The sequence below is a fragment of the Halopseudomonas oceani genome, from assembly GCF_002903165.1.
GTDB lineage: Bacteria > Pseudomonadota > Gammaproteobacteria > Pseudomonadales > Pseudomonadaceae > Halopseudomonas > Halopseudomonas oceani.
This window is the reverse complement of record NZ_PPSK01000016.1, coordinates 54,082-66,995: the sequence shown is the minus strand read 5'-3', so window position 1 is coordinate 66,995 and position 12,914 is coordinate 54,082. Positions and strand designations below refer to the sequence as shown.

Annotated in this window: 11 protein-coding genes; 2 read left to right on the top strand and 9 right to left on the bottom strand. The window is 62.0% G+C overall.

The window, feature by feature from the left end:
- Positions 1 to 121: 121 nt before the first annotated feature.
- Genes C1949_RS14855 through C1949_RS14815 form a run of 9 tightly spaced genes read right to left on the bottom strand, consistent with a single transcriptional unit; the run spans position 122 to position 8,262 of the window.
- On the bottom strand, positions 122 to 808 hold the full coding sequence (locus tag C1949_RS14855) for a GntR family transcriptional regulator (RefSeq protein WP_104739262.1): 687 nt from the start codon (positions 806 to 808) through the stop codon (positions 122 to 124).
- A gap of 6 nt (positions 809 to 814) precedes the next feature.
- On the bottom strand, positions 815 to 1,207 hold the full coding sequence (gene hpxZ, locus C1949_RS14850; protein WP_104739261.1) for an oxalurate catabolism protein HpxZ: 393 nt from the start codon (positions 1,205 to 1,207) through the stop codon (positions 815 to 817).
- Positions 1,200 to 1,874: a cysteine hydrolase family protein gene (locus C1949_RS14845; RefSeq protein WP_104739260.1), complete on the bottom strand. Its 675-nt coding sequence runs from the start codon at positions 1,872 to 1,874 to the stop codon at positions 1,200 to 1,202. The genes hpxZ and C1949_RS14845 overlap by 8 nt, the downstream gene beginning before the upstream one ends.
- Positions 1,871 to 3,412, bottom strand: a complete 1,542-nt coding sequence (locus C1949_RS14840) for an ABC transporter ATP-binding protein (RefSeq protein ID WP_104739259.1) — start codon at positions 3,410 to 3,412, stop codon at positions 1,871 to 1,873. The genes C1949_RS14845 and C1949_RS14840 overlap by 4 nt, the downstream gene beginning before the upstream one ends.
- 2 nt (positions 3,413 to 3,414) lie before the next feature.
- A complete protein-coding gene (gene biuH / locus C1949_RS14835; protein ID WP_104739258.1) occupies positions 3,415 to 4,104 on the bottom strand; it encodes a biuret amidohydrolase in 690 nt (229 codons plus the stop codon).
- A 3-nt stretch (positions 4,105 to 4,107) separates the two neighbouring features.
- Entirely contained in the window at positions 4,108 to 5,115 is a 1,008-nt protein-coding gene (locus tag C1949_RS14830) for a formamidase (protein ID WP_104739257.1), read from the bottom strand.
- A 9-nt stretch (positions 5,116 to 5,124) separates the two neighbouring features.
- Positions 5,125 to 6,045 (bottom strand): ABC transporter permease, encoded by a 921-nt coding sequence (locus tag C1949_RS14825; protein ID WP_096005514.1) that lies wholly within the window; start codon positions 6,043 to 6,045, stop codon positions 5,125 to 5,127.
- On the bottom strand, positions 6,038 to 7,144 hold the full coding sequence (locus tag C1949_RS14820; protein WP_104739256.1) for an ABC transporter permease: 1,107 nt from the start codon (positions 7,142 to 7,144) through the stop codon (positions 6,038 to 6,040). The genes C1949_RS14825 and C1949_RS14820 overlap by 8 nt, the downstream gene beginning before the upstream one ends.
- A gap of 8 nt (positions 7,145 to 7,152) precedes the next feature.
- The gene (locus C1949_RS14815; RefSeq protein ID WP_104739255.1) at positions 7,153 to 8,262 is read right to left on the bottom strand and encodes a BMP family ABC transporter substrate-binding protein; all 1,110 of its coding nucleotides are present in this window, start codon (positions 8,260 to 8,262) and stop codon (positions 7,153 to 7,155) included.
- Between the two features lie 429 nt (positions 8,263 to 8,691).
- Here C1949_RS14815 and C1949_RS14810 point away from each other — a divergent pair, with 429 nt between their 5' ends.
- Both C1949_RS14810 and C1949_RS14805 read left to right on the top strand, forming a co-directional pair.
- Positions 8,692 to 10,332: a VRR-NUC domain-containing protein gene (locus C1949_RS14810; RefSeq protein WP_104739254.1), complete on the top strand. Its 1,641-nt coding sequence runs from the start codon at positions 8,692 to 8,694 to the stop codon at positions 10,330 to 10,332.
- Positions 10,329 to 12,671, top strand: a complete 2,343-nt coding sequence (locus C1949_RS14805; protein WP_104739253.1) for an ATP-dependent DNA helicase — start codon at positions 10,329 to 10,331, stop codon at positions 12,669 to 12,671. Before C1949_RS14810 ends, C1949_RS14805 begins: the two co-directional genes overlap by 4 nt.
- The last annotated feature ends 243 nt before the right edge of the window (positions 12,672 to 12,914 follow it).

Genomic DNA, 12,914 nt, shown 5'->3' with positions numbered 1-12,914 from the left:
GTTGCATCATTCAGCCGATGAGGCCCATCGAACAGGTCGGTCAGACTAGATCTCGCTGGTACGCAGAAACAACAAAGCCCCGCCAGTGCGGGGCTCTGTCTTGACGGACTACGCCGCCAGCTCAGCCAGCGCGGTAGGTACGCCGTGCTGCTTCCAGCATCGACAGGCTGATCTTGTGCACTTCCTGGCGACTGTGCTCGATGTGTGCCCGCAACAGGCGGCTGGCCTCATCGCGCCGCCGCGCAGCAAGCGCCTTGAGAATGTCGGCATGTTCTTCGTAGGTCTTTTCGATGCGCTGCGCCTGATAGAAATCCAGTCGCCGCACGATACGAATGCGCTCGCAGACCTCCTGATGAATGCGCGCGGCCTCGCGGTTGCCGGCCAGACGCAGCAGCTCGAAGTGAAACTGCTCATCCAGTTCGGCCATGACCTGCATGCCCGCTTGCCGCTCATCTGGCGCAACCACCCAGACGCTCATCAAGGGCTCCAGCACCTGACGCACGTCTTCGGCAGCGCACAGCCGGTCCAGTGCCGCGCATTCCAGGCTGATGCGCACCTCGTAGAGCTCGTCGATACGCTCGAAATCCAGCGGTTTGACCGACCAGCCGCGGCGCAGGCCGACTTCCAGGTAACCTTCGCGCTCGAGCCGATACAGTGCTTCGCGCACGGGTGTACGTGACACCTCATAGCGCTCTGCTATCTGGTTTTCACTGAAACGGTCGTGGGGCAACAGGACGAAATCAAAGATATCCTGCTTGACCCGCTGGTAGACCTGATCGGCCAGGGAAACAGCCTGCAATTGCGCCATCTGCGCTCATTCCTGAAGTGAAGACAGGTCGATACTGACATGCGCGGCGACGACCTGCCAGCGCCCGTCGATCCGCGCCCAGGTCTGCATCTGCCGGCCGACGCGAGCGGTTTCGCCGTCACGGAACTGGGTGCTGACGGTGGCATAGTCCTCACCAAAGGTACTAACCACCGTGTTGTACAGCTCACGACCCGGCCCGACCGGCACACACACCCGTCGATAGGCGGCAATGTCCTGCGCGCCATACAGGTTCTCGGCAACGCCGTAACGCACGGTATGCACGCTGTCCCAGAAGTAGTGATCGAGCGTTTCCATCTCGTTGACCAGCAACGCCCGTTCGTAGTCGATAAACGCCTCGGTTACCTGTTTGACGACCGCGGGCAGGTTGATATCAGTCATGACGCACTCCAAGACTTGCCTGCAGCTGCTGCAGGTGAGCAACGCGACCAACGATCCCACCTTGAGCGGCAATCATGGCCAGCGTGGCTTGTTTAAATTCGGGGAAATAGCTTTCGGTGGCTTCGTCGATCAGCAGGCAGCGATAACCGCGATCGTTGGCCTCGCGCATGCTGGTCTGCACGCAAACCTCGGTGGTCACGCCAGCAAAGATCAGACTGTCGATGCCCTGCTGCTGCAGACGCTCATGCAGGCCCGTGGCATAGAACATGCCCTTGCCGGGCTTATCGATCACCCACTCACCCGCCAGCGGCGCAACGGCTTCCAGAATCTGGTTGCCGGGCTCGCCGCGCACCAGAATTCGCCCCATCGGGCCGACATCACCAATCTGCATGCCCGGAGGCCCGCCAGCGCGCTTGGCCGGCGGACAGTCGGACAAGTCCGGCAGGTGCGACTCACGGGTGTGAATCACCAGCAGCCCAGCCTCACGCCCCAGCGCCAGCAGCTGCTGCACCGCCGGGATGATAGCCGCGAGCGGCGTGACATCATTGCCCAGCGCGGCGCCAAAGCCGCCGGGTTCAATGAAGTCGCGCTGCATGTCGATAACCACCAGCGCGGTGCGCTGCGGGTCGAAGCTGAAGTTATCGGGTACTGCGGTTACCTCGATCATCCTGCCACCTGCTGAGCTGCTTGTTCGGTACCCGCCATATAGCGTCCGAGCACCTGCCGTTCAGCCTCGGCCGGGACCGTCTGGTGATTGATTTCGCCATCGTGGATAACCAGGATGCGGTCCGACAGCTCCAGCAGTTCGTCCAGATCTTCACTCAGCAGCAGCACCGCCGCGCCGCGGTTGCGCGCCTCCAGCAGGCGCCGATGAATCAGTTCGACCGAGGCGAAATCCAGCCCGAATACCGGGTTGGAGACAATCAGCACAGCCACGTCCTCGGTCAGCTCCCGCGCCAGCACGGCACGCTGAACATTACCGCCGGACAGGGTGCCGATTGGCCGGTCCGGGTCATTCGGACGGACCTGAAAGCGGCTGATCAGCTCACGCGCGCGCTCACGGATCGCTTTGCGATTGATCAACCAGCCGCTGCGGCACAACGGTGCATGATCGTAGTCGCGCAGCGCGAGGTTTTCCGCCACGCTAAGGCCGGCAATGCAGGCGTTGCGCAGCGGCTCTTCGGGCAGACTGTAGACTTTTTCGCGCTGCATCTCGGCGCGACTGGCGCTGTAGGGGCGGCCGTTGACCCGCACCTCGCCGGCGCTGGCCGGTCGCTGGCCCAGCAGGGCTTCGGTCAATTCACGCTGGCCGTTACCGGAAATCCCGGCAATACCGACAATCTCGCCCGGCAAAACCGACAGTGATACCCCGCGCACCGCCAGCGTGCCGCGATCATTGGCCACCTTCAGGTTGCTGACTTCCAGACCCGGCGTACGCTCGGCCAGATGCTCTACCCGCTCCAGTGCCGTGCTTTGCTCGCGGCTCTCGCCCATCATCCAGGCCGACAGCTCGGCCTCATCGGTATCGGCCACCGACTTGCTGCCGACCAGTTGGCCACGCCGCAATACGGTTACATCATCTGCAAAACGCATCACTTCGCCGAACTTGTGGGTAATCATCAGCACAGACAGCTCGCCGGCATGGGCCAGTTGCTGCATCAGGCCGAGCACTTCTTCGGCCTCCTGCGGGGTCAGTACCGAGGTCGGCTCGTCAAGAATGATGAAACGGCGATCCAGATACAGCTGTTTGAGAATCTCCAGCTTCTGCTTCTCGCCCGCCGCGAGCGAACTGACTGCCCGCTCGATATCCAGCTTGAACGGCATTCTGGCCATAAAGGCATCCAGCGCTGCGCGTTCCTGCTTCCAGTCGATGGCCCACGGCAGTTCGCCCCGTGACAGCACCAGGTTCTCGGCCACGCTGAGGCCAGGCGCCACGGTGAAGTGCTGGTAGACCATGCCGATGCCGAGGGAGTGGGAATCACGCGGGGACTGGATACTTTGTTCCTTGCCACCCACCAGCACACTGCCCTCATCCAGCGGGCCGTAGCCAACGATCCCCTTGACCAGCGTGCTCTTGCCGGCACCGTTCTCGCCCAGCAGCGCGTGTACCGTACCGGCGCGCACGCGCATGGAGACGTCATCCAGCGCGCGAAAATTGCCGAACACCTTGCCGGCGCCAATGGTTTCCAGACTCAGGGCACGCATGTTCAGCTCCGCTTGAGGCAGTCGATCAGCATGGTCGAGTCGCCAATCGCGCCGAACACGCCGCCCTGCATCTTAACCATGCTCAAGGCCGCCAGGTGGTTGGTGTGGTCGGTCGCGCCGCAGCAATCTTCCAGCAAAATGCACTCGAAGCCGCGGTCGTTCGCCTCGCGCATGGTGGTATGCACGCATACGTCCGTGGTGATGCCGGCCAGAATGATGTTTTCGATACCACGGGTACGCAAGATCAGCTCCAGATCCGTGGCGCAGAACGAGCCCTTGCCGGGCTTATCGATGATGATCTCGCCGTCCAGGGGCGCCAGCTCGGGGATGATTTCCCAGCCGGGCTCGCCGCGCACCAGGATGCGCCCGCAGGGGCCGGTGTCACCGATACCCGCGCCAATACGCTGAGAGCGCCAGCGCTTGTTGGCCGGCAGGTCCGACAGGTCCGGGCGATGCCCTTCACGGGTATGGATGATCCAGAAGCCCTGCTCACGCAGCACTTCCAGTACCCGGCTGATCGGCTCGATCGGGGCGCGGGTCAGCGACAGGTCGTAGCCCATCGAGTCGACGTAGCCGCCTTCACCGCAGAAATCGGTCTGCATGTCGATCACGATCAGCGCGGTGTTCTCCGGCGTCAGGTTGCCGTTGTAGGGCCAGGGATAGGGAGCAGAGTCCAGATAGCGTTCGGTCATGGTTCAGTGCTCCTCAGCCGGCTGATAGGCCCGTTCGGGCGTGTCGAAGCCACAGGAAGTGCCGTCGGTGTGGACCACCTCGTCTTCCCAGGGCAGCCGGTATTGGCCGGCGACCAGGTCATGCATGTAGCTGTAGGGTGCGTCCTGCGCGCCGCCCTTGACGGCCGTGTAGCCGCGGTGGCCGAACTGATAGATGTTGTTTTCCACGCCCCAGTGAATGCGCGCTTCGCGTACCAGGTCCGGGCGCATTTCGCAGCTGACAATTTCGTCGGCGCGGCCGCCCCCTACCGCCATCGGCGTGCCGTCAAAGTCGACAAACATCGCCTCGCCCATGGAGTCGAAGGTGCCGTCTGAGCCGCACATGCACACGCTGGCAGTCTGCATCAGGTTGCAGAAGCTGTTGGCCTGGTTGGTGATCTGCCAGGAATGACGGATCGGCGCGGTGTAGCCGGCGGTGCGGATCATGATTTCCGCGCCCTTGTAAGCACATTCTCGGGCCATCTCGGGGAACATGCCGTCATGGCAGATGATCAACGCCAGCTTGCTGCCCTTTGGCCCGTCGCAGACCGGAATCCCAAGATTACCTGGTTCCCACGGCTCGACCGGGACCCAAGGATGCAACTTGCGGTAATACAACTGAATCTCGCCCTGATCGTTGACGATAATGCCGCTGTTGTAGGGGTTACCGTTGGGGTTGGCTTCCATGATCGAGAAGCAGCCCCAGATCGCGTTGTCGACGCAGGCCTGACGCAGGGCGCTGACTTCCGGGCCATCGAGGGTGCACATGATGTCGTCGGAGGTATCCATCGACAGGCCGTGCAGCGAGTATTCCGGGAACACGATCAGATCCATCCCGGCCACACTGCGCCGCGCCTTGCCAACCATGGCAACGACCTTCTGGGTCTGTTCCCACAGCTCGGCGCGGGTATGCGGATCAGGCAATGCCAGTTGCGCCAGACCGATGACAACACCGTTCGGCGACTTGTTAAGACCACCAAGACCACTGGACATGGGTATCTCCTATCGAGTCAGACTGAGCTCGCCGGGGGCGCCGCTCAGGGTTTGATTGGGCCGGCAGGTGATGAACATCACTGCCAGCGTGAGCGCGTAGGGCGCAGCAGCAAACAGGTAGTAGCCGGTACTGATGCCGACCGACTGCAACGCCGGGCCGATGGCCCCGGCAGCGCCGAACAGCAGCGCCGCCCACAGGCAGCGCATGGGTTGCCAGCGGGCAAAAATCACCAGCGCAACCGCCATGATCCCCTGCCCGCTCGACAGCCCTTCGTTCCAGCTGCCCGGGTAATACAGCGACAGGTAGGCGCCGCCGATACCGGCCAAAAAGCCACCGGCAGCGGTTGCCGCGATGCGCACCAGCACCGGGCGATAGCCCAGCGCACGGGCCGATTCGGCATGGTCACCCACCAGCCGCAGCATCAGACCCCAGCGCGTACTACGCAGGCCCCAATGCAGCGCAAAGGCCAGTGCCACGCCGATAAAGAACAACACGTTGATACTGAGCGCCGAGCGCACCCGCTCGTCATCGCTCCAGTCACCCAGCCCGATGGCCACCAAAGACGGGGCCTGTGGCTGGATAAAGTTTTTGCCGAGGAAGAAGGCCAGGCCAGTGCCCAGCACCATCAGCGCGATACCGACCGCAATGTCGTTGACCCGCGGCAGCGAGCAGATCGCCCCATGCAACAGCCCGAGCAGCAAACCGGTGCCGCCAGCCGCCAACACGCCCGTCCAGGCAGAACCGCTGAGATAGGCCACGGCGTAACCCGCCATCGCGCCACTGACCAGAATGCCTTCCAGACCCAGGTTGATGCGCCCGCTCTTCTCCGTCAGACACTCGCCGAGGCTGACAAAAATGAACGGTGTACCGACCCGGATTGCACCCGCCAGCAGGGCCAGAAAGAAAGTCGCCAGATCAAGATCAGCCATGTTGCAACGCCCCCTGCGTCTGTTCGGCACGCTCATTCAGACGCAAGCGCCAGGCGACAATGCGCGGGGTCAAGGCTTCCCAGGCCAGCAGGCTGGTAAACAGAATCCCCTCCAGGATCAGCGTGGTGGCGTTCGGCAGGCCGAGTCGGCGCTGCAGCAGACTGCCACTGGCCTCAATGCCGCCTAGGAGGATGGCGCAGACAATGATCGCCAGCGGGTTCTGCCGCGCCGCAAAGGCGACCAGAATGCCGCTGGCACCGTAGCCGGCGATAATTGCTGCGTTGGCACTGCCCTGCACTGCGGCCACTTCAAACATCCCGGCTAGGCCGGCGCAAGCGCCGCCCAGCACACAGGTCAGAATCACCAACCGGTCAACCGGCAGACCGATCATGCGTGCGGTGCGGACGTTGCCACCGACTACCTGCAGCGAGAAACCAGTGACGCTGTTGCGCACCAATACCTGAGCAAGTAAGCAGGCGATAACCCCCACCACCAGCCCCCAATGCACCTGAAAAGCGTCACTGATCGGGCCGATCATGAGGTTCTCATTCAGCGGAATTGTCGAAGGTTTGTTAAGGCTGGCCGGGTCACGCAGCGGGCCTTCAACCAACTGATTGAAGATCGCGATGGCAACGTAGGAAAGCAGCAGACTGCCAATGGTTTCGTTCAGGCCACGCTTCTGACGCATCCAGCCGTTCAGACCAATCCAGAACCCACCGACCACCATTGCCGACAACGCCATGCACAGCAGCAAGAGCAAGACCGGCATGTCAGGCAGCCAGAGCGGCGCAACCGCCGCAGCGAGACCACCCAGCACCAGTGCGCCCTCCCCACCGATAATGATCAACCCTGCACGCGCCGGCAGCGCGACGCAGAGAGCAGTCAGCATCAACGGCGCGGCACGTTGCAGGGTGTTTTCCCAGGCGAAGGCCGAGCCGAATGCCCCTTGTACCACCAGCTGACAGGCCTGCCAGGCAGGCTTGCCCTGCACTGCCAGAAACAGCATGAACAGCACAAAGGTCGTCAGCGCAGCGAGCAGGGTTGGCAGACCGGGGAGCAACAGCCCCCCGGCCCGATAGATCGCATTGCGAGGTTTCATCAGCTACCTCAAATCTGGCCGCGTACGCCTTCGACCAGATAGTCCATGCTCTCCAGCACGACATCGGTCTGACCCAGCGCAGTGCCGGCGGCGATCACCTCGTTGCCCTGATTGTCCTTCAGCGGGCCGCGGAAGATGGCGTACCCACCGGCCAGCATCTCCGCCTTGACAGCGTCAGCGCGTGCCTTGGCCTCATCGCTGACCAGCGGCCCGTAGGGCGAGGTCTTGACGAAGCCTTCCTTCAGGCCGCCCCGCAGGAAGTTGATCATCGGCTGACCTGCCTGCGACGCCGCCACGTGGGCGCGGTACGGGGTTTCCCAGTTCCACTCGGCACCGGTCAGGTAGCCGTTGGGCGCCAGCGCGGATTGATCGGCGTGATAGCCACAGGTCATGGCGCCGCGTTTCTCGGCAGTCTCCACGATGACCTTGGGGCCATCGACGTGGCAGGTCAGCACGTCACAGCTTTGGTCGATCAGGCTGTTGGCCGCTTCGGCTTCCTTGATCGGCAAGGACCAGTCACCGGTAAAGATCACGGTAGTGGTGATTTCCGGGTCAACCGAGCGCGCGCCCAAGGTAAAGGCGTTGATGTTACGCAGCACCTGCGGTACCGGCTTGGCGGCGATAAAGCCGAGCTTTTTGGTCTTGCTGGCAAACCCGGCAACCACGCCGTTCAGATACTGGCCTTCGTCGATGTAACCAAAGAAGCTGCCGGCATTGGTCGGGTGCACGCCCTCGGTCCACAGGCCGCCGCAGTGGGCGAAGTGCACATCGGGGAAACGCTCTGCCATCTTGATAACGTGAGGGTCGAAGTACCCGAAAGATGTCGGGAAGATCAGCGTAGCGCCGTCCTGACGGATCATCGCTTCCATGGATTTTTGCACCGCCACCGTCTCGGGCACGTTCTCTTCTTCAATCACCACCACATTCGGCAGCGTCTTGATGATGGCGGCCGCCTCGGCGTGCGCCTGGTTGTAGCCAAAGTCGTCACGCGCACCAACGTAGATAAAACCAACCACCAACGGCTGGTCAGAGGCGCGGGCAAAGCTGAACGGCATCGCCGCAGTCACGCCAATTAGTCCGGCCAGTTTCAATAATGTGCGACGATCAATATTCGACATGAAAAGCTCCTTTTTGCGTGTGCGGCTAGCGGGATTTAGCTCGCTGGACGCGCGCATGACTTTGAATACCATCTTGTATACCAGCGAGCATGCAAGCATTCTTTATGCCAGATAGTCGGAACCGCAGGTTATGGGGGTGTCACGTCTGAAAATCGCGCCATCGACGCACCTATAGGGTGCGCGAATACGCGTAGCGCACCACGGCTGACCGCTCTAAATCGAGCTACACAGCGCATTTATTTGTAGCGACGCGGGATTATGGGAATGAACGGAACGCAAGCCTTAAGTGATTGAGGTCATAGCAAGCCCCACCCCGCAACACCAGCTGCGAGCGTGCTTAGCTGCGTTCGGCCAAAGACCCCCAGTGCTTGAATTCACCCGAGCAGATGCGCACAATGCTGGACATTCAACCAGTATCCGATTCAAGCCATGCCCGCTCTGCTCGCGACCGACTTCTACTACCTGCGCAACTTCGAGTTTGTTCTGGAGTGGGTTAGTGCGCGCTATGACGATCTGCTGGGTGAGCAGGAACGCCGGTTTGTTCAGCATTTTCCGACCCTGCCCGAGCGCTCACGGGCGCTGCTGGTGCGCTTGATCATGCGAAAGGGCGATCATTTCCGGGTCAGCCGGCTGCGCTATGAGGAGATCGGCGATATTGAGTCCGCGGCGCAGCCTCTGCTGGACCTGAACTGGTTGTCCGTTGAAGAACCCATCGATGTATCCAGCCTCGCCAGGCTGCTGCTCAAGACGGAATTGGCGTCACTGGATCTGGGCGTTGAGCAGGCCGGCAAGCTGGGCAAGCAGGCGCTGATCGATACATTGTTGGCCGGTAATCACGCACCAAGGCCCTGGCACGCCTGGCCAGGCATCCCGACAGACAATGTCTTGAGTCTGCAGATCAGTGATCTGTGCGATCATTTCAGGTTGCTGTTTTTCGGCAATCTGTCGCAGGACTGGAGCGAGTTCGTGCTGACCGAGCTCGACGTCCAGCAGTACGAGTCGGTGCCGTTTCCGGCCCATTCGCGCAGCTTTCATCAGCCCTGCGATGTTGACCAATACATTTTTCTCAGGCGTTGTCGGGACGAGCTTGAGGCCGGCGACGACGCCATGACGATTGTCGCTCAACTTGCGCCTTTTGCTACCGACAACCCCTGGATCGAACGTCGGCATCAGCGTTTGCGCTTTCAGCTCGGCCAGCAGTTGGAGCGCGAGCAGCAACTGGAGCAGGCACTGGCACTCTACCTGCAGTGCAGCCACAGCGAGGCACGCCAGCGGGCAATCAGGCTGCATGAGCGGCTGGAGCAATACGAACAGGCCTACACGCTGGCAACCACGGCTCATGCGGCGCCTCACACTGCGAGCGAGCAGCAGTTGGTAGAGCGGGCACTGAAGCGGCTTGGCCGCAAACTCCAGCAGCCGGTGCCCAGCCCCGTGCCGAAACCCGAAACGAAAACCACGCAACTGATACTGCCGGGGCCGGACCCGCAGGGTGTCGAACTGGCCGTTGCTGCCCATCTGGCGACCCCGGAGGCGCCGGTGTTCTACGTCGAGAATGCGCTGATCTGCAGCCTGTTCGGCCTGCTCTGCTGGGACGCCATCTTCGCACCGCTGCCCGGCGCCTTCTTCCACCCGTTCCAGAGCGGGCCAGCCGACCTGTACGACGCCGACTTTGCCGACCGCCGCGCGGCGCTGTTCGATGCCGCGCTGGCCCGGCTCGACGATGGCAGTTACCGCGACCATATCCGCAGCACCTGGCAGCGCAAGCAGGGGCTGCAGTCACCCTTTGTGTTCTGGGGGCTGCTAGATGAGCCACTGCTGGAACTGGCTTTGCACTGCATCCCTGCCCGCCACCTGCGGCTCTGGTGTGAACGCATGCTCAAAGACATCCGCGCCAACCGCGCCGGCATGCCCGACCTGATCCAGTTCTGGCCCGCCGAGCAGCGCTATTGCATGGTCGAGGTCAAAGGGCCTGGCGATCGCCTGCAGGACAACCAGCGCCGCTGGCTGGCGTTCTGTGCCGAGCACGCGATGCCGGTTGAGGTAGTGCATGTGCAGTGGGAAGCGCCATGAGCTATCAAGTTGCCGTGCGCGCGCTGTGCGAGTTCACCGCTAAACAAGGCGACCTGGACCTGCGCTTTACCCCGGCGCCCACCGCGCAGGAAGGTATCGCCGGGCACCAGACCGTGGTCTCACGCCGCGGCGCGGGCTACCTCAGCGAGCTGACGCTGGCAGGCAGTTATCCCGGTTTGCTGGTAGTCGGACGGGCCGACGGCTACGACCCCGAGCAAAACCTGCTGGAAGAGATCAAGACTCACCGCGGCGACATCAGCCGCATCCCGGACAACCATCGGGTGCTGCACTGGGCGCAGGCCAAGGTCTACGGCTGGCTACTGTGTGCCGAGCTGCAACTCGAAGAGATTGACCTGGCGGTGGTTTACTTCAATGTCGTCACCCAAAAGGAAACCGTCTTTCGTGAGACGTTTGCCGCCGACGCGCTGCGCCAGTTCTTCGCCCAGCAGTGCGACCGCTTTATCGCCTGGGCCCGGCAGGAAACCCACCACCGTGGTGCCCGCGATCAGCAGCTGCAGCAACTGACCTTCCCCTACCCCAGTTTCCGTGCCGGCCAGCGCCAACTGGCCAAGGCGGTTTACCGCGCGGCGCGTGACGGCAAGACGCTGATGACCCAGGCCACCACCGGCATCGGCAAGACGCTCGGCACCCTGTTCCCGCAGCTCAAGGCGATGCCGGAACAGCAGGTAGATCGGCTTTTCTTTCTCACCGCCAAGACACCCGGTCGTCAGCTCGCGCTGGACGCTCTGCAAAGCCTGCGTGCGCACAGCGAGACACCACTGAACCTGCGCATTCTGGAGCACATCGCCCGCGACAAGGCCTGCGAACACCCGGACAAGGCCTGCCACGGCGAATCCTGCCCGCTCGCCGAAGGCTTCTACGACCGTCTGCCGGCCGCCCGTGCCGAGGCCGTTGCCGAGCACTGGCTCGATCAGGCTGCCGTGCGCCGCATCGCCCTGAAACACAGTATCTGCCCCTACTACCTCAGTCAGGAGCTGTGCCGCTGGAGCGATCTGGTGGTGGGCGACTACAACTACTACTTCGACATGACCGCCCTGCTCTACGGACTGACGGTCCTCAATGACTGGCGCGTCACCGTACTGGTCGACGAAGCCCACAACCTGATTGATCGGGCACGCGGCATGTACACCGCTGAGCTGGACCAGGGCGTATTCAATACCCTGCGCAAACAAGCCCCGGTGGCCCTGAAAGCACCGCTGGACCGGGTCGCCCGACACTGGAATGCACTGCACCGCGACCAGACCGAGGACTATCAGATCTACCCGGCGATTGCCGACCTGTTCATTCTCAGCCTGCAGAAAGCCGTCAGCGCCATTACCGAACATCTGACCGACCAGCCCGATGGCAACGCCAACGCGCTGATCCTGTTCTACTTCGACGCCATGCTGTTCTGTCGTCTGGCCGAAGCCTACGGTCCGCACTCGCTGTTCGACATTACCCGCCACGCTGGTGCCAGTGGCCGCCGCACCCTGTCGACCCTGTGCCTGCGCAACATGGTGCCAGCTCCGTTTCTCCAGCAGCGCTTTACCACCGCCCATAGCACCACGCTGTTTTCTGCGACCCTGAGCCCCGCCCATTACTACCGTGACCTGCTCGGGCTACCCGAGGACAGCCAATGGCTGGAAGTCGAGTCGCCGTTCCATGCAGGTCAGCTCAGCGTCTCGGTCATCCGCAACCTGTCTACCCGCTACCAGCACCGCACTGCCAGCCTGCAGCCGATCAGCGAACTGATGGCCCAACAATTTGCCCGCCAGCCCGGCAACTATCTGGCCTTCTTCAGCAGCTACGCCTACCTCGAACAGGTCGTGGAGAAGTTCCAGCGCCTGTACCCGGATATCCCGGTCTGGACTCAGTCCCGCAGCATGAACGAAGGAGAACGCAGCGCCTTTCTGGCCCGCTTTCACGAACAGGGGCAAGGCATCGGTTTCGCTGTGCTCGGTGGTGCTTTTGGCGAAGGCATCGACCTGCCAGGGCGTCGACTGATCGGCGCCTTTATCGCGACCCTCGGGCTACCGCAGATCAACCCGGTCAACGAAGAAATGCGCGAACGGCTGGAAGTCATGTTCAACGGCAGCGCTGGCAGCGGCTACGAATACGCCTACCTGTACCCCGGGTTGCAAAAGGTAGTGCAGGCAGCCGGACGGGTAATTCGTACAACGGAGGATCAGGGCGTGGTCTATCTATTGGACGACCGCTTCGGCCAGCGCACCGTGCGCGAGCTGCTGCCACGGTGGTGGGAAATTGGTAGTCAGGTGCTTCCGCCACCCCATAACAATTCCAGACTCAATCTGGAAAACCAAAGCACCCCTCTGATTTAGTTTGAAATACAAGACATATCAATCAGGCTCTCTATTTAGCTAACAGTGCATCGTCACCAACATTTTCCCCGCCGAAGTCTTGCCGTTAACACCCGGCAATGCCCAGCACTCCGAACGGCTAGCGCCAAACTCGACCACGGCCAATGTTGGATTTCAATCAGGGTTCTGATGAGCGCAGCAGTTGGCAGATCCGTTAATAATGCTACTAGCACGGGCAGCTTGAGCACCATTTGGATTATCAGG

What these genes read in the sequence shown, in the direction of transcription:
- C1949_RS14855 (WP_104739262.1), bottom strand. Translation starts at nt 808, where the DNA reads ATGGCGCAATTGCAGGCTGTTTCCCTGGCCGATCAGGTCTACCAGCGG.
- hpxZ (WP_104739261.1), bottom strand. Translation starts at nt 1,207, where the DNA reads ATGACTGATATCAACCTGCCCGCGGTCGTCAAACAGGTAACCGAGGCG.
- C1949_RS14845 (WP_104739260.1), bottom strand. Translation starts at nt 1,874, where the DNA reads ATGATCGAGGTAACCGCAGTACCCGATAACTTCAGCTTCGACCCGCAG.
- C1949_RS14840 (WP_104739259.1), bottom strand. Translation starts at nt 3,412, where the DNA reads ATGCGTGCCCTGAGTCTGGAAACCATTGGCGCCGGCAAGGTGTTCGGC.
- biuH (WP_104739258.1), bottom strand. Translation starts at nt 4,104, where the DNA reads ATGACCGAACGCTATCTGGACTCTGCTCCCTATCCCTGGCCCTACAAC.
- C1949_RS14830 (WP_104739257.1), bottom strand. Translation starts at nt 5,115, where the DNA reads ATGTCCAGTGGTCTTGGTGGTCTTAACAAGTCGCCGAACGGTGTTGTC.
- C1949_RS14825 (WP_096005514.1), bottom strand. Translation starts at nt 6,045, where the DNA reads ATGGCTGATCTTGATCTGGCGACTTTCTTTCTGGCCCTGCTGGCGGGT.
- C1949_RS14820 (WP_104739256.1), bottom strand. Translation starts at nt 7,144, where the DNA reads ATGAAACCTCGCAATGCGATCTATCGGGCCGGGGGGCTGTTGCTCCCC.
- C1949_RS14815 (WP_104739255.1), bottom strand. Translation starts at nt 8,262, where the DNA reads ATGTCGAATATTGATCGTCGCACATTATTGAAACTGGCCGGACTAATT.
- C1949_RS14810 (WP_104739254.1), top strand. Translation starts at nt 8,692, where the DNA reads ATGCCCGCTCTGCTCGCGACCGACTTCTACTACCTGCGCAACTTCGAG.
- C1949_RS14805 (WP_104739253.1), top strand. Translation starts at nt 10,329, where the DNA reads ATGAGCTATCAAGTTGCCGTGCGCGCGCTGTGCGAGTTCACCGCTAAA.